The sequence below is a fragment of the Mycobacterium hackensackense genome (genome assembly GCF_025822555.1).
GTDB lineage: Bacteria > Actinomycetota > Actinomycetes > Mycobacteriales > Mycobacteriaceae > Mycobacterium > Mycobacterium fluoranthenivorans.
Genome location: NZ_JACKUC010000031.1, coordinates 795,287 through 811,016, shown reverse-complemented (window position 1 = coordinate 811,016; position 15,730 = coordinate 795,287). Strand labels below are relative to the sequence as shown.

The 15,730-nt window shown below is 67.5% G+C and carries 14 protein-coding genes, 1 tRNA gene and 1 pseudogene; 8 read left to right on the top strand and 8 right to left on the bottom strand.

The annotated features are described in order from the left end of the window. Positions 1-2: 2 nt before the first annotated feature. The 3 genes from rph to H7J86_RS23940 are packed head-to-tail and all read left to right on the top strand — an operon-like array spanning position 3 to position 2,875. On the top strand, positions 3-785 hold the full coding sequence (gene rph / locus H7J86_RS23950; RefSeq protein WP_090352891.1) for a ribonuclease PH: 783 nt from the start codon (positions 3-5) through the stop codon (positions 783-785). After that, a complete protein-coding gene (gene rdgB, locus H7J86_RS23945) occupies positions 782-1,396 on the top strand; it encodes an RdgB/HAM1 family non-canonical purine NTP pyrophosphatase (protein WP_090353893.1) in 615 nt (204 codons plus the stop codon). Before rph ends, rdgB begins: the two co-directional genes overlap by 4 nt. A gap of 27 nt (positions 1,397-1,423) precedes the next feature. After that, entirely contained in the window at positions 1,424-2,875 is a 1,452-nt protein-coding gene (locus H7J86_RS23940; protein ID WP_372517321.1) for an MFS transporter, read from the top strand. Here H7J86_RS23940 and H7J86_RS23935 read toward each other — a convergent pair. Beyond that, positions 2,823-3,167, bottom strand: coding sequence for a DUF3817 domain-containing protein (locus tag H7J86_RS23935; protein ID WP_187096483.1), 345 nt, complete (start codon positions 3,165-3,167; stop codon positions 2,823-2,825). The two genes, H7J86_RS23940 and H7J86_RS23935, sit on opposite strands and share 53 nt — an antisense overlap. Next, on the bottom strand, positions 3,164-3,526 hold the full coding sequence (locus tag H7J86_RS23930; RefSeq protein WP_090352896.1) for a hypothetical protein: 363 nt from the start codon (positions 3,524-3,526) through the stop codon (positions 3,164-3,166). The genes H7J86_RS23935 and H7J86_RS23930 overlap by 4 nt, the downstream gene beginning before the upstream one ends. A gap of 174 nt (positions 3,527-3,700) precedes the next feature. On the opposite strand from H7J86_RS23930, the gene H7J86_RS23925 reads away from it, so the two are divergent. The 5 genes and pseudogenes from H7J86_RS23925 to H7J86_RS23905 all read left to right on the top strand — a co-directional run bounded on the left by H7J86_RS23925 (position 3,701) and on the right by H7J86_RS23905 (position 10,369). Further along, positions 3,701-3,787, top strand: a tRNA-Leu gene (locus tag H7J86_RS23925). 140 nt (positions 3,788-3,927) lie between these two features. Continuing rightward, a complete protein-coding gene (locus H7J86_RS23920; protein WP_267293847.1) occupies positions 3,928-4,731 on the top strand; it encodes a GAF and ANTAR domain-containing protein in 804 nt (267 codons plus the stop codon). A 1,486-nt stretch (positions 4,732-6,217) separates the two neighbouring features. Continuing rightward, positions 6,218-7,459 (top strand): annotated as a pseudogene (locus H7J86_RS23915) (hypothetical protein); the annotation flags it as partial. 377 nt (positions 7,460-7,836) lie between these two features. Then, positions 7,837-9,057, top strand: coding sequence for a sensor histidine kinase (locus H7J86_RS23910; RefSeq protein ID WP_267293843.1), 1,221 nt, complete (start codon positions 7,837-7,839; stop codon positions 9,055-9,057). Between the two features lie 52 nt (positions 9,058-9,109). Then, on the top strand, positions 9,110-10,369 hold the full coding sequence (locus tag H7J86_RS23905) for an ammonium transporter (protein WP_267293841.1): 1,260 nt from the start codon (positions 9,110-9,112) through the stop codon (positions 10,367-10,369). Positions 10,370-10,373: 4 nt separating this feature from the next. Here H7J86_RS23905 and H7J86_RS23900 read toward each other — a convergent pair whose 3' ends face one another. The 6 genes from H7J86_RS23900 to H7J86_RS23875 form a co-directional block, all read right to left on the bottom strand. Further along, a complete protein-coding gene (locus tag H7J86_RS23900) occupies positions 10,374-10,901 on the bottom strand; it encodes a DUF4333 domain-containing protein (protein WP_267293838.1) in 528 nt (175 codons plus the stop codon). A 6-nt stretch (positions 10,902-10,907) separates the two neighbouring features. After that, the gene (locus tag H7J86_RS23895; protein ID WP_267293836.1) at positions 10,908-12,353 is read right to left on the bottom strand and encodes a serine/threonine-protein kinase; all 1,446 of its coding nucleotides are present in this window, start codon (positions 12,351-12,353) and stop codon (positions 10,908-10,910) included. After that, the gene (locus tag H7J86_RS23890; RefSeq protein ID WP_267293834.1) at positions 12,353-13,789 is read right to left on the bottom strand and encodes a neutral zinc metallopeptidase; all 1,437 of its coding nucleotides are present in this window, start codon (positions 13,787-13,789) and stop codon (positions 12,353-12,355) included. Before H7J86_RS23890 ends, H7J86_RS23895 begins: the two co-directional genes overlap by 1 nt. Positions 13,790-13,792: 3 nt before the next feature. Continuing rightward, positions 13,793-14,560: an Rv3717 family N-acetylmuramoyl-L-alanine amidase gene (locus H7J86_RS23885; RefSeq protein ID WP_267293832.1), complete on the bottom strand. Its 768-nt coding sequence runs from the start codon at positions 14,558-14,560 to the stop codon at positions 13,793-13,795. Between the two features lie 52 nt (positions 14,561-14,612). After that, complete coding sequence (locus H7J86_RS23880) at positions 14,613-14,981, bottom strand: heme-binding protein (protein ID WP_090352907.1); 369 nt, start codon at positions 14,979-14,981, stop codon at positions 14,613-14,615. 175 nt (positions 14,982-15,156) lie between these two features. Beyond that, positions 15,157-15,687 (bottom strand): anti-apoptotic protein, encoded by a 531-nt coding sequence (locus tag H7J86_RS23875; protein WP_187096475.1) that lies wholly within the window; start codon positions 15,685-15,687, stop codon positions 15,157-15,159. Positions 15,688-15,730: the final 43 nt, after the last annotated feature.

Here is a 15,730-nt window from a genome sequence, read left to right as displayed (position 1 = left end):
CCGTGTCCAGACGAGAAGACGGCAGGCTTGACGACGAGCTGAGGCCGGTGGTCATCACCCGCGGCTTCACCACCCATCCCGCGGGATCGGTGCTGGTCGAATTCGGTCAAACCCGGGTCATGTGCACGGCTTCGGTGACCGAGGGCGTCCCGCGCTGGCGCAAGGGTTCCGGACTCGGGTGGCTCACCGCCGAATACGCGATGCTGCCCGCGGCCACCCACAGCCGCTCCGACCGCGAGTCGGTCAAGGGCCGCGTCGGTGGACGCACTCAGGAGATCAGCCGGCTGATCGGCCGGTCGCTGCGTGCCTGCATCGATCTGCGGGCGCTGGGGGAGAACACCATCGCGATCGACTGCGATGTGCTGCAGGCCGACGGTGGCACCCGCACCGCGGCGATCACCGGCGCCTATGTCGCGCTTTCCGACGCGATCACCTATCTTGCCGCGGCGGGCAAGCTCTCCGATCCGCGGCCGCTGTCCTGCGCCATCGCCGCGGTGTCGGTCGGTGTCGTCGACGGGCGGGTCCGGACCGATCTGCCCTATACCGAGGACTCGCGCGCCGAGGTCGACATGAACGTCGTCGCGACCGATACCGGCACTCTGGTCGAGGTCCAGGGCACCGGTGAAGGGGCGACGTTCCCGCGCTCCACGCTGGACAAGCTGCTCGACGCGGCGCTCGCCGCATGCGATCAGTTGTTCGCCCTGCAGCGCGCGGCGCTCGAGCTGCCGTATCCGGGTGTGCTGCCCGAGCCGACCGGGCCGGCGAAGAAAGCGTTCGGAAGCTGAGCCGGCTGCTCGTCGCCAGTCGCAACGCCAAGAAGCTGGCCGAACTGCGGCGGGTGCTCGACGCGGCCGGGGTGTCCGGACTGGAGCTGCTGTCGCTCGACGATGTGCCCGCCTTCGACGAGGCACCCGAGACGGGGGCGACGTTCGAGGAGAACGCGTTGGCCAAGGCGCGGGATGCGTTCGCCGCGACCGGCCTGCCGGCGGTGGCCGACGATTCCGGGCTGACCGTCGATGCGCTGAACGGTATGCCGGGGGTGCTGTCGGCGCGCTGGGCCGGGCGGCACGGCGACGATGTGGCCAATCTCGAACTGCTGCTGGGACAGCTGCGCGATGTGCCCGACGAACGTCGCGGTGCGGCGTTCGTGTCGGCATGTGCGCTGGTTTTCGGTCCCGGCGACCAGGACGAGGTGGTGGTCCGCGGGGAGTGGCCCGGCGCGATCGCCCGCGCACCGCGCGGTGACGGCGGGTTCGGCTATGACCCGATTTTCGTGCCGGCCGGATCGCAGCGTTCGGCGGCCGAACTCAGCCCGGCCGAAAAGGATGCGGCGTCGCACCGCGGCCGCGCCCTGGGTCTGCTGGTGCCGGCGCTGCGCGCGCTGAATTTTACATAGACAAACTAACGTGTAATGCTCGCGGCCGTGAGTTCACGCGGCTGGGGTTCGACGCATCCACGCGTGCTCATCGCCGTGCTGTCGGCCGCGGGCATCGGTGTGTCCCTGATGCAGACCCTGATCATCCCGCTGGTGCCGGAACTGCCGAAGCTGCTGGACACCGATCCCGCCAACGCCTCATGGGCCATCACCGCGACGCTGCTCACCGCGGCGGTGGCGACCCCGGTGTTCGGCCGCCTCGGCGATATCTACGGACCCAAGCGGGTGTTGATCGCGTGCGCGCTGCTGCTGACCGCGGGGTCGCTGGTGTGCGCGGTGACATCGTCGCTGGTGCCCTTCATCGCCGGTCGCGGCCTGCAGGGGCTCGCGATTCCGATCATCCCGTTGGGCATCAGCGTGTTGCGCGCCTCGGTGCCGGCCAAGAAGGTCGGTGCCGCAATGGGTTTGATGAGCTCATCGCTCGGGGTGGGTGGGGCGCTCGGGCTGCCGTTGTCGGCGGCCATCGCCCAGCACTTCACCTGGCATGCGTTGTTCTGGGTGGCCGCGGGGCTGGGCGTCGGTGCGCTCGCCATGTTCGTGTTCCTGGTGCCGTCGGTGCCGGCCACCTCCACCGACCGTCTCGACCCGCTGGGTGCGCTGCTGCTCGCGGCGGGGCTGGTCACGTTGTTGCTGGGTATCACCAAGGGCCGTGCGTGGGGCTGGACCTCGGCGACCACGACGGGGATGTTCGCTTCCTCGCTGGTGGTGTTCGCCCTGTTCGCGGTGTGGCAGCTGCGTTTCGACTCGCCGATCGTCGACCTGCGTACGACGGTGCGTCGGCCCGTGCTGACCACCAACATCGCCTCGATCGGCGTCGGGTTCGCCATGTTCGCGCTGTCGCTGATCGCGCCGCAGATCCTGGAGCTACCGGCCGGCACCGGCTACGGACTTGGGATGAGCATGCTCGAAGCTGGGCTCTGGATGGCGCCGGGCGGGCTGGCGATGATGGTGACCGCACCCATCGCGGCGCGTGTCATGGCCGCGCGCGGACCGCGGTTCACCTTGTTCGTCGGCTGCGCGGTCATTGCCGGTGGCTATCTCGCCGGGCTCTGGCTGCTCGGCGGCGGGCCACAGGTGATGGTGCTCAACGTGCTGGTGAGTGTCGGGGTGGGTTTCGCCTATGCGTCCATGCCCACGTTGATCAACGCGGCGGTGCCGATCTCGGAGACCGCGGCAGCCAACGGCATAAATGCGCTCGCACGATCGCTGGGAACGTCGATCTCCAGTGCCGTGATCGGTGCGGTGCTGGCCGGATTGACCATGTCCGCGGGTGGGCACGCGGTGCCCACCCTGGAGGCCTTCCGGGTCGCGCTGTTGATCGCGGCGGGCGTCGCCGCCCTGGCCGGGATGCTGGCGTTGTTGATCCCGCTCGCGCGCCCAGCAGAGGCTAGAGACCGAAGCGCTTCTTCACGTCTTGCGTCTGGAAGTGCTCGACGATGATGCCCAGCAGTGGCACCGTGCCGGAGATCAGCGTGCCGATCGCCCGGCCGATGGGCCAGCGGGCCTTGACCGCAAGGTTCGCGGTGCAGAGCAGGTAGACGAAGTACACCCAGCCGTGCACGATGCCGATCCAGCTGAGGGAGGCATCCTTGAAGATGTACTTCATCACCATCTCGTAGCACAGCGCGATCAGCCACAGACCCGTCGCCCACGCCATCACGCGGTAGCTCAGCAGAGCTTTGCGGATCGACTCGACGGGGGCGGCCGAGGCTGACGTTTCGGGGGTGCTCATTCGGTGTCTTCCTTATCTGTTTTCGCAAGCTCTGCGAGGTAGGCGTTGTACTCGCGCAGGGTCGGGTCGTCCTCGGCTGCGGTGGCCTGTCTGGGGCGTTCGGGCAGCAGGCCGGCGGGGATCTCGGAGTCGGGCTTGGGCTCGGCCGGCGGCGCCTCCTCCAGGCGCACGAACTTGTAGTACGCGTATACGCAGAAGCCGGCGAACATCGGCCACTGCAGCGCGTAGCCGAGATTCTGGAAGGTGCCCGAGGACGATTCGAAGCGGGTCCACTGCCACCACGCCAGAAGCAGGCAGCCCACGGCGCCGAGGATCACCAGCGCGATGAGCGCCGGCCTCCTACGCCGTGTAGTGGACATGCGTCAACGGTACCGTGCGGGTTTCGGGCGTTGGCTGGTCGGCGGGCTCTGAGGTAGTTCTCTTCTGAACTGTGTCAACAATCGATGACACAGTTCAGAAGAGAAGTGGTCAGGTCTCGGTGGTGCCGCCTTGCGGTGGTCGGCGACGACCCAAGCGGTAGTCTGGACGCGTTCGCGGGCGTGGCGCAATTGGCTGACGCGCCGGCTTTAGGTGCCGGTGTTCGAGAGAACGTGTGGGTTCGAGTCCCACCGCCCGCACCATGTGAGTGCTTCAGGATCGGCACCGATGTCGCCGACGTGAGTGTCTTGCGCAGGTGGTCGGTTCTCGGCGGCGTCTAGCATGGAGTGATCCCGCAGCGACCCCGCCGGGTTACTTCGGGCTGTTAGCGCAGGTGTCGACCATGGCAGAGTTCCATTCGGGCGGAAACGACACCAAGGGCGGGACGCTGACCGCCCAGCAGTCCAGCGCCGACACCGCGGACCTCCTTGCCGGCGTCGGTGCCCTGGCGAGCCTGGTGGCCGGCAGCCTCGGACTGCCGGAATTGCTCACTGAGGTAGCGGGATTCGCGGTTCGCGCAATACCCGGTGCAGATGGCGCGGGCGTGACATTGCTGCAGGCTGACCAGCCAGGCGACACCATCGAAGCATTGGCTGCGAGTGCACCATTCGTCGCCGAGATCGATCACGTGCAGTACGTCACCCTCAACGAGGGGCCCTGTATCACCGCCGTGCATGAAGGGCGCACGGTGCGGTCCGGCTTCTTGGGCGGAGAGGATATGTGGCCGCTCTTCGGTCCGCACGTCAGCGATATGGGTATCCACAGTGCGTTGTCCCTGCCGCTACTGATGCCTGGGAAGGTGATCGGTGCGATCAACGTCTATGCCCACGGCAAGGGTGTCTTCGATGAGCATGCGGCGGGCCTCGGAGAGCTTTTCGCCAAACCGGCCGCGGTGGCGGTACACAACGCCCAGATTCTCAGTCAGGCGCTTGCGCTCACGGTTCAGCTGCGGGCCGCCTTGTCGGTCCGGCCGGTAATCGACCAGGCAATCGGCCTGCTTCGGGGTCGTGGCGGGTTGAGCGCAGAGGATGCCCTGGCCCAACTCCGGGCGATGAGTCAGAGCGAACACCGCAAGATGGTGGATATTGCCCAGAGCATTCTGGATGAGGCCGTCCGCCGCGCTCGTGCCCGGCGAAGCCGAACCTGAAAACATACCCGTGGCGTCCCCTCTGTCGTGGGGATATTGATCGGCCACGGGTCGTTGCATTCAATACATGTATTCCCGCGCAGTATCTTTTGAAATCCGTCTGTCGGGCGCCCTCTGAATATCTGATATCTGTCGTCGTCGACCGTATCTTCGGTGGATTAGCTGTCGCGGAGGAAATGAGCGCACGGCCCCGTTTTCTCATTGATCCGGCCACGTCCTATCGCATAGCCGAGATTCGACTATCTCCCTGATATCGCAGGTGAACGTTCGGCAGTCGCCTGCGATGGGGACTCGAACGCGGCACATGTCAACGCAGTGGGGTCTTGCCGCCGAGGGCGCACGTGAGTTCGCCGTGCTGACGGCTCGTGATGTTTGTGTGGGTGGAACCAGGGTCAGGCAAATTGCGTAGCAAATATTGACGTCCAATCTAAAAATTGATCGGCTGGATTGCCTGGGAAGGTGCGTCTTGCTGCACGCTTGTGGCGTCGTTGAGCGATTGAGCAGTGTTTCCTGGTTTCAGGGCGATGGGTATTACCCAGCATGGTGAGCCGTGCGACGGCTGAGAGATTAGCTTCAGCATCGATGTGTGACGGTTGACACATACGCACAGCAAAGCTATTGTTCGAAGTACTCAAGATCCATCGAGGAACGACTCGATCGCTGGGCCCACGACAATGGTCTCCAGCCTGCAAGGGGGCATCACCGGCGGTTTCACTGCCGCCAACCGGTTCGGACCATCAACGTCCCCGGTCATGCCTGTGCGCATCCGCACATAGATCGATTTACTCCAGTCGTCGTCTCACGCTGCGGCTGATGACGGAAATCGATATCGACACGCATCGACACGAAGTTAAATCAACAGCTTCGTCTGCGACCTGATTTCATTAATTCTTGTCGACCGACCGTCGGCATGTTCAGGCTCACGCTTCGGTGAATGCGAAGCGTGCCAAAAGCCGGATCAAGCGGCGTACTTCAGGGAAGTGCCGCCCAGCCGCGTGCACAAGGAATTCACGGAAATAGATCCATGAACTTATCGTGCCCCGCTGCCCGAAACCACCAGAAAAATTTCTATAGGAGACCGAAAATGAGAAACTACATCTATCCGTGCGCGACCGGTATTGCCATGGTCGGAGCGGGCGCCGCATTGGCTCTCGGAGCGGGCGCCGCACAAGCGTCACCGCTGCTCGCTCCCGCACCTGCCCCTCTGACGTCCCTTCAATCACCGTCGGCGGGCGTGCAGTGCCTCATGGTGGCCACCGGATGCCCGTCAGGTGTGGTGACGACGACGAGTGGCGCGGTCAGCTACTTGGCACTCACGCCCACTCCGAACGCTCTGGCCGCTGCCTTCGTCGGTCCCACAATGCATTCGCCGCTCTACAACCTCATCGGTATCGGCAACTTCATCCCGATTGTGAACATCTTCGTCAGCAATGGGACCAACGGTGCGGCAGGCACGGGCGCCAACGGCGGTAACGGCGGCCTGTTGATGGGCTTCGGTGGTGCCGGTGGATCCGGTGCCGTGGGGCAAGCCGGCGGCAGCGGCGGCAAGGGCGGGTTCTTCGTGGGCAACGGCGGTGGCGGCGGAGCCGGCGGGATCGGCGCGTCGGGCGGCAACGGCGGTAACGCCGGCACCTTGGCGCTGCTCGGTCACGGCGGTAACGGCGGCGTCGGGGGTAGCGGTTCGGCAGGCACAGTTGGTGCGACGGGCGCGGGCACCGCTGCCAGCGGTACGACCGGTACAACTGGCGCGGCGGGCGGGACCGGAGCCGACGGCGTCAATCCTGCCGCGGGCGGTCCGGCGGGAGTTGCAGGTGCTGAAGGCGCCGCCGGCACGGTGACCGGTGGCGACGGCCTCCCCGGTAGTTCGGGCAACCCCGGTGGAGCCGGTGGCGCGGGTGGCGCGGTGGCAGGCACGGCACTGGTGGCAACGGGCGGTACCGGCGCCGCCGGTGCCAGCGGTACCGATGGTGGCAACGGTGGAGCCGGAGGCGCCGGCGGCGCCTCCTCGACAACGGGTGCCGGTGGCACGGCTATCGGTGGTGATGGCGCCAACGGTGGCAACGGCGGAACCGGGGCCACCGACGGCGGCGCCGGAGGTGCCGGTGGCGCGGGAGTCAGCGTCAGCGGAGTGGGAGTGGGCGGTGACGGTGGCATCGGCGGTGACGGTGGCATCGGCGCTGCCGGACAGTCCGGTGGAGCCGGCGGCACCGGCGGTACCGGCACCACGGGTGCCAATGGCACCAACGTCGGAGGCACCGGCACCGCCGGCGGCCCGGCGGGCACCGGCGGCAACGGCGGCAGTGGCGGCCTCTTCGGCAGCGGCGGCGCGGCGGGTAACGGCGGCACGGGTGGCACCGGTGGCGCGGGTGGCACCGGTCAAGCCGGTGGTAGCGGCGGCACGGGTGGTACCGGTGGCGCGGGTGGCACCGGTGGCAATGGCGATGCCGGCGGTAACGGCGGCTCCGGTGGCGCGGGCGGCGCAGGCACCGGCGCCGGTGGGACCGGGGTCGGTGGAACCGGTGGAGCCGGTGGTAGCGGCGCCACAGGTGGTGCGGGCGGGTCCGGAGGGACCAGCGGAACCGGCGGCGCCGGCGGCACGGGTGGTACCGGTGCAGCAGGCGGCAGCGGTGGCACCGGCGGTAACGGTGCAGCAGCCGGTACTGCCGGTCACAGTGGCGTTTTCGGCAGCAACGGCCATACCGGCACCACGGGCGCCAACGGTGCGACCGGTAACACCGGGTCGACCGGCGCCACCGGGGCGACGGGTAGCACCGGTTCATCCGGTGCGACCGGCAATGCCGGCAGCAGCGGCGCCGGTGGCAACGCCGGCTCTCCCGGAGCGAATGGCGCGTCGTCGTAGTCGATAGCGCAACGCTGCGGTAAACGAGCGCTGTGAGGACATCAGGGGCGTCGGCTGTGCCGGCGCCCCTGATGTCGTGGGCCGGCTGCGGCTCGACCGAACAATCCGGTGGAACCTTCGTTCAGCGCACCATCTTTCACCTGTCGGGAGGTGGTGCATCTGCGGATTCGTGATCGCCGCACCCGCATCGTTCTCGGCCTTTCCGGCCCTATACTTCTGCCAACTTGGCGCAGGACGGGGACAGCATGACGACGGGGTGGGTGCCGAGTTCGGAGAGCGCAATATTCCGCGGCCTGCAGCTTCAGCTCGGGTTGCGGATACTGCTGGCCGCCTTCATCGCCGCCACGCTGTTGTGGCAGCCGCCTGACACCCATCTGTGGCTGCATTGGGGTGTGGCCCTCACCTATGCCGTGGTGGTCGCCGCGTGGGCGGTGCGGGGTCTGCGGTCCGCGGGCCGATCGTCCACTGAGCCCGCGCGCTCGGTGCCGCTGTTCATGCTGGGCGCGGATCTGACTGTGGTGGCGGTGCTTTCGGTCGAGGCCGGGATCAGCTCACCACAAGCCTGGACCTCGGATGTGCTGCAGTACGGACTGTTCCTGATCCCGCTGATCGCCGCCGCCCAACTCGATCCCGTCATCAGCGCCATCGTCGCCGTTCCCGCGATCGTCACCTTCTTCGCCATCAACTGTGTCAACAGGTCGGTCAACGGTGACGAGCCGTGGGGATCGATCGTGGTGACGACGGGGGTGCTGACCGGGCTGGCAGCCGGCTCGGTGGCGCTGTCCTGGATTCAGCAGTCCAACACCCGGACCATCGCCGGCCTGGCCCGGGAACGGGCCGGGTTGCTCGAAGAGGTGATCAGCCTCGAGAAGCGCGAACGCCAGTCGCTCTCGGAACGCCTGCACGACGGCGCACTGCAGTACGTGCTCGCGGCCAAACGCGATATGGAGGAAGTCCGCGAGGGATCGACCGACGGGATGGACCGCGTCGAGCTGGCGTTGGGGGAGTCGTCGCGGCTGTTACGCGACGTGGTGCGCGAACTGCATCCCGAGGTGCTGGCCCGGTCCGGGCTCAAGTCCGCGCTGACCAGCCTGGCCGACGGTATCGCCGCTCGGACCGCACTCGATGTCGACGTGGACGCCGGCGGCTGGCCGGACGATCTGCGCACCGACGCCGACCATCTGCTCTACGGCGCGGCGCGGGAGTTCTCCACGAATGTGATCAAACACGCCAAGGCCGACAGCCTCCGGTTCACCCTCAGCCGTGCCGACGGCCGGGCGCTGTTGCGTATCGCCGACGACGGGGTGGGCATCCCGCCGGACCGGCTGGTGAGGGCAGTCGAGAACGGCCACATCGGGTTCGCCTCGGTCCGGGCCAAGGTGCTCGCCGCCGGCGGCGACTTCGATGTCACCGGCGCACCGGGCACCACGATCTCGATCACGCTGCCGGTGCCCGGCACGGACTGATAGGCACGTGTCGTACTCTCGTCCGAGCGTTTGCCCAGACGAAGGAGTCCGTGTGCAGATCGATCCGGCCGCGACCGCCTGGCTGCTCGCCAGTACCGCGTTGGTCTTGTTGATGACCCCCGGCCTGGCCATCTTCTACGGCGGTATGGTCCGTTCGACCGGCGTGCTCAACATGATCATGATGAGCTTCATCGCCATCCCGGTGGTCACCGTGACGTGGCTGCTGGCCGGGTACAGCCTGGCCTTCGGCGCCGACGCCGGCGGTGGCCTGATCGGCAACCTGGATCATCTGGGCCTGGCGAACATCGATCTCACCGCCGTCCGGTCCAACGTTCCCGAGCTGTTGTTCGTCACCTTCCAGTTGGCGTTCGCGATCCTCACCGCGGCACTGGTCAGCGGTGCGATCGCCGACCGGGCCAGGTTCTCCGCGTGGATCGTGTTCCTGCCGCTGTGGACCTTGCTGGTGTACGCGCCGGTGGCGCACTGGGTGTGGGGTCCGGACGGGTGGCTGACGACCTTCGGTGCCCTGGACTACGCGGGTGGACTCGTCGTCGAAATCGTCTCGGGGGCATCGGCGTTGGCGCTGGCGTTGGTGCTCGGGCCTCGTATCGGGTTCAAGTCCGAACCCATGCGCCCGCACAACCTGCCGTTCGTGCTGCTCGGGGTCGGCCTGCTGTGGTTCGGCTGGTTCGGCTTCAACGCCGGTTCGGCCTTCGCCGTGGACGGCAAGGCCGCCGTGATCTTCCTCAACACGTTGGTCGCCGGCTGTCTGGGCATGCTGGGTTGGCTCGCCGTCGAGCGGGTGCGCGACGGTCGTCCGACCACCTTCGGCGCGGCCTCCGGTGTGGTCGCCGGCCTGGTCGCCATCACGCCCTCATGCGGGTTCGTGACGCCGATCGGTGCGGCCCTCGTCGGGACCGCGGCCGGCGTGGTCTGCTCGTTCGCCATCGGATGGAAGTTCCGGGCCGGCTACGACGATTCGCTCGACGTGGTCGGTGTGCACTTCGTCGGTGGCGTCGTGGGCACCTTCCTGATCGGCCTGCTGGCCGCCGAGATGGTTTCCGGCGGGCCCGCGGGCCTGTTCTACGGGGGCGGACTGACCCAGCTGGGCAAGCAGTCACTGGCCATCGTCGCGGTCGCATTGTTCGCCTTCGCGGTGACATACGGGATCGGCAAGCTCATCACCGTGACGTTCGGTTTCCGGGTCACCCGCGAAGACGAGCTGGCAGGCATCGACTTCACCCAGCACGCCGAGACGGCGTACGCCGAGGGTGTGCACGGGCATCAGCACAAGCGGCCGGGCGTGCAGTAGTCGGTCAGCGCGGCCCGTCCACGGCGAAGGTGCCCTTGTCATCCTGGAACACCACGGTGACATGGCGCACGGCGCCGTCGATCTCCACCTCACAGGTGAAACTGTCGCCTTTGGCGGCAGCCGGATTCTTGCCCCCGTTGCACCGCATTGCGCTGATGGTGTTGGACCCGTAGCCGTTGATCGGATCGGACAGGATCTCCCGCACACCGGCTTCGGCTTGTGCGACATCGATCACGGTGCTGTCGCGGAACTTCCACGCCCAGATGCTCACGCCCGCGACGATGAGCAGTACCACCGCGCCGGCGATTCCGCCGAGTAGCACCATGTTCGGGCCCGACGCCTGGTTCGGCACCCGGTGCGAGGCGGGCGGTTGCGGCGGCAGCCGGTAGTGATGGGGATCTGGCTGCGGTGGTGGTGGTGGGCGCTGCGGGGGAGGCGGATACGGCGCGCGCGGGGCAGGCGCGCCCGGCGGGGGAGCACCACCCGGTTTGGTCCACCACGGCTGGATCGGGTCGGTGGGCGGAGTCGTCATCGGGCCTCAGAACGTGGATGCATACTGCTCCATCGACTCGGTGTGCTCACTGCCGTCGGGACCGGTGATGATCAGCGCGGTATTGCGGATCTGATAGCGGGTGCCATCGGTGCGGTTCGTGATGTCGAAACCACCGCCCGGTACGTGCACGGCGCCGCCGAGTTCGATACCGGCGTCATCGCTGAGCCGGACTCCGCGATAGACGAAAGCCCCCGAAGGTGTTTCGCAGATGACCACTGCCGACAGCGCGGTCAGCCCCAGCGTCACCGGCACCTGACCCGGATCACACCGGGCGCCGGGGTAGGCGAGGAAGCCCAGAGCATCGGTGCCGGGCAGGGAGGCCCGGGCGGCGATGGTCGAGGTGGACGTCGTGGGGGTAGAGCTCGTCGCGGATGTCGAGCTGGTGGGGGCCGCCGTCGGGGTGCGTGTCACCGTCGCCTGGACCGCCTCCGGGGGCTGTGCGGTGGTGTGCCGGCCGAACATGAGCCATGCCCCGATACCGGCCACCGCGATCAGTGTGCCCACACCGATCACGGCGAACAGTGCTGGACGGGTGGAACGCTGTGGAGCAGAGAGCTTTTCGGCTCCCGACTGGTTGAGGACCGTGGGTGTCGAAGGTGTGGTGGATATCGCGGTCGCCGCCGCCGTGGCCGCCCGTGCCAGCGTGCCCGCTGTCGGGCAGCGCTGCGCCGGGTCCTTGGCCATCCCCCAGGTGACGACGTCGTCGAACGCCCGGCTGATCCCCGGACGCGCCACACTGGGTCGCGGCGGCGGGGACGAGAGGTGTGCATTCATCAGCATGGCGACATCGCCGGCGGGGAACGGCGGTGCACCTGTGAGTAATTCGTAGAGCAGGCAGGCCAGCGAATAGACGTCGGCCGGCGGGCCCACCGCACCGTCGGTGAACCGTTCGGGCGCCATATACGCGCAGGACCCGATGGCGGAGCCGGCGGTGGTCAGCCCGCTGTCGGTGCCGGAGCGGGCAATGCCGAAGTCCACCAGATAGGCGAAATCCTCGGGGGTAAGCAGGACGTTCTCGGGTTTGACGTCGCGGTGCGTCAGGCCGCCGGCGTGGGCGGCGTCCAGCGCGGCCGCGATCTGGGCGATCACGGCCACAGCGCGGAGCGGGTGCAGTGGGCCTTGCTGGGCCAGTACGGATTTCAGGTTGTGCCCGGAGACCAGACGCATGTCGATATAGAGCACGCCGTCGATCTCGCCGAAGTCATGGACGGGTATGACGTGCGGCTCGTGCAGCTGCGCCGCGATCCGGGATTCGCGCCGGAACCGTTCCTGGAACGACGGATCGGCGGCCAGCTCCGGTCGCAGCAGCTTGAGTGCGACCATGCGTCCCTTGACCGTATCGAAGGCCTGGTACACCTCACCCATACCACCGACGCCCAGTAGCGCGCGCAGTTCATAGGGCCCGAACTTCTCACCGACCCGAATCGCCATCAGGAGAACCTCTGGTAGCACTGGTCGGCATCGCCCTGCAGGCCCGCACGGTAGGCCAGGATGCGAGTGAAGCCGGCCAGCGCGGTCACGCCATCGACATCGCTGGCAACCAGTCCGCTGGTGAGCAGACCGGAGATCGCCTCATCGGTATCGCCGGCAGAGAGCATCAACGGGCTGCCGGGTTCGCTCATCTTGCTCTGCGCGACGCCGGTCAGGCACGCGGTCCGCAACGCGGTGGTGGTCGACTGCAGCGGCGTGCCGCGTTCGTGTTGCAGCGCAAGCATATAGCGGGAGGTGACCATCGACAGTGCGGTGTTGTCGCCCTGAAGCAGCACTCCCTGGCTCTCGCTGCGCGGGGTGCCGACGTCCTCGAGGGCGGGCATGTCGATGCCGATGGTGTTGGTGGCCGGGCAGTACGACGCGGGCGAGGTCGCCTTGGCGTCGGGGCAGGTTCCCGGTTCCAGGCTCAGCTGCGGCGGGTTGGCGGGGGTGAAGATCTGGTTCAGCGAGGCCATCAACTTGGTGAGCAGATTCTCATCGATGGGGCTGTCGCCGTTGGCCGGAGCGCCGTAGGCGTCGTAGGACAGGAACTGCGGAAGGTCGCCCTGGCGCTTCTTGATCTCGTCCATGTTGATCGCCGCACACTGGTCGGCGTTGCCGCTGAACCCGATCTGGAAGGCGCTGATCCGGTCCAGGGCGGAACCGTGGGCGTCACCGGCGGCCAGTGCCTCTTCCTGGGTCATCAGCGGGTCGCGGATGTAGATGGCGCCGGCCAGAACATGATTGAGGCCGTCGCCGGTGGACAACGAGAAACGCGGCGATTTGTCGGCGGCCACCCAGTGCAGATACACGCCCGCGAAGCAGTCGGCCTGCTGCTCCTTGACCAGGACCGGTGTGCCCTTCTCCACCAGATGGGCCTTGGCCTGGACGGCGTGGCCGAACTCGTGCGCCATGATCCCGACGACACCCATGTTGCCGAAGTACTTCGCCGCGCCCGGGATGAAACTGCCCCGGTCCCAAGCCATCGTGTCGTTGCTGAAGCAGTAGAAGGCGTTGGCCATATCGGTCAGGCCGCCGCCGCACACATCCGGGTTGGTGGTGCTGTTGGAGTCGTAGGACACCAGACCGGAGATCGGCGAGAAGGTACCGGTGAGCGCTCCGTTCCAGTTGTGCGACCAGAAGTCCTCCAGGTCGTCGACCGCGAGCAGGGCAAGGCGGTCGGCGGGACCGCCGTCGCTGTTGGCGGCGGTGTGTGTGGGATCGGGGGCCCCGGCCCGCTGCCCGCTGTAGCCGTCCTTGGCCGGCAGGCCGCCGGCGCGGCTGGGGTCGTACAGCATGGACACCGCGTGCCCGTGGAGCACCGTTGTGCTGCAACCGGTCAGAAGCATCATTGCGGCCACCACGCAGCCGACCAACGGACGAAGAGGGATGGTCATCGATCAGCCCGTGGCGGACGTCGATCGGAGGTAGTCGGCCACCCCGGACACGATGGCGGCCGCGTATTCGGCTCGGCCGCTGTCGCTTTCCATCCGGGTGGCCTCGCCGCTGTTGCGCATGTTGCCGAGTTCGACCAGGACGGCGGGATATCGGGCCAGGTTCAGCCCGGCCAGGTCGGCTCGGCCGTACAGCCCGTCGGAGCCGATGTAGCCCGCCGGTGTCAGGCCCGACGCGATGAGCGCGTCCCGCATCGTCGTGGCCAGTCGGAGTGCGGGACCGGACTGGGCATCGTTGAGGGCCGGGCTGGAGTAGTTCACGTGGAAACCGCTCCCGGACACCGGGCCGCCGTCGGCGTGGATGCTGACGATCGCGGCGGGTGCGACCGCGTTGGCGACCGCCGCGCGTTGGTCCACGCACGGACCCGCCGACACATCGTCGCCGCGGGTCAGGACGGTGTGTACACCGGCCTGTTCCAGGCCGGCCCGCACCCGTTGCACGACGTCCCAGTTGAAACTGTGCTCGGGATAGCCGTCGTCGGTTGCGGTGCCGGTGGTCTGGCAGTCCTTGGTGCCGCCGCGGCCGTTGGGCACCTGGCGGGTCAGCGAAGCGTCGTTCGCGCCGTTGGAGCCCCCGTGACCGGGGTCGAGGACCACTGTGGCGCCGCCGATATCGCCGGTGGCCACGGCGGCCGGAGCGGCTGTGGTGCAGAGTGCGGCGACGGCCAGGGCGGCCGCGGTCACCGTGACCGTGCGTTGCGCCCACCGCTGCATGACGAAAAGGCTAACAAGGCGGCGGCGCGTCGGCGGCGCCGTCAGGGTGGCGTCAGGCGCCGGGTGCCGCGGCGCAGCGGTTCTTCAGATCGGTCAGGGGCTGCCGGATGGCCGTCAGCTCGTCGTGGGTTTGTGGGTTCGCGGCGAGGTAGGCCTTCACCTTCGGCGAGGCCTGCTCGCGGGTGAGGCCTTTGAGGCTGCTGAAGAAGGCGTTGACGTCCGGGTGCGTGAACAGGTACACCGAGGTGGCTGCCGACACGCCGGCCCGGACCTGCTCCAGATCCCCGGCGCTGCAGTTCGGCGGGTTCGCTGCCGGGTCCTGGTCGGCCAGCGCAGCGGGGATGGCACCGAACAATCCGAACAACGCGGATGCGGCGAGGGTGCCTGCGCCGATGGCCAGACGGGTCGGTCGGACGTGCATGTCTACTCCTTTTTCGGGTGACGGCGAGATGGCCGTGCGGTATCGCCGCAGCATTCAGTGTGTCGACCCGGCACTCTCGGCGCTCGCGGACACAGTCAACTCCCAGCGACTTCGGACAGGCCGCGCAGCGGGGGCTCAGTTCAGCCAGGGCGGATCCTGCCGCTGGTCTGGCCGCCTACTTGGGCTGGTCGTCGACCTTGAAGTCGAACTTGACGTCGCCGCCCTTGACGCTCGTGACGGTGACGGTGACGCCGTAGGTCTCGCCGGAATCGGTGAGCTCGCACTGCAGGGTCGCACCCTTGTCGCCCTTGAGGTCCGACGGGCAGGTCACCGATTCCGGGGCACGCCCGACCTGTTGGGTGAGCTGTTCGGAGATCTGTTCGGCAACGGCGTCCTTGTCCACCGTCTGCACGATGTCGAAGTTCACGGTCTTGCCGTCGACGCTGGTCACGGTGACGTTCACACCGTAGTTCTTCTTGCCGTCGGACATCTTGCAGTCCAACGTGGCGCCGACCTCGGCCTTGAGGTCGGACGGGCAGGTCACCGAATCGGGCTTGGTGCCGCCCTGCTCGGTGACCTTCTCACTGATCTGCTTCTGGACGTCGTCCTTGCTCACCGATGTATTGCCGACCGAGGTCGAGAAAGAGCACGCGGCCAGTGTCGCCGCAGCTGCCATCACCAATGGGGCAGCCAACCACCGATTCATGGAGCCTCCTTCACGTCGATGCATCGCGACCACAATCGCACAT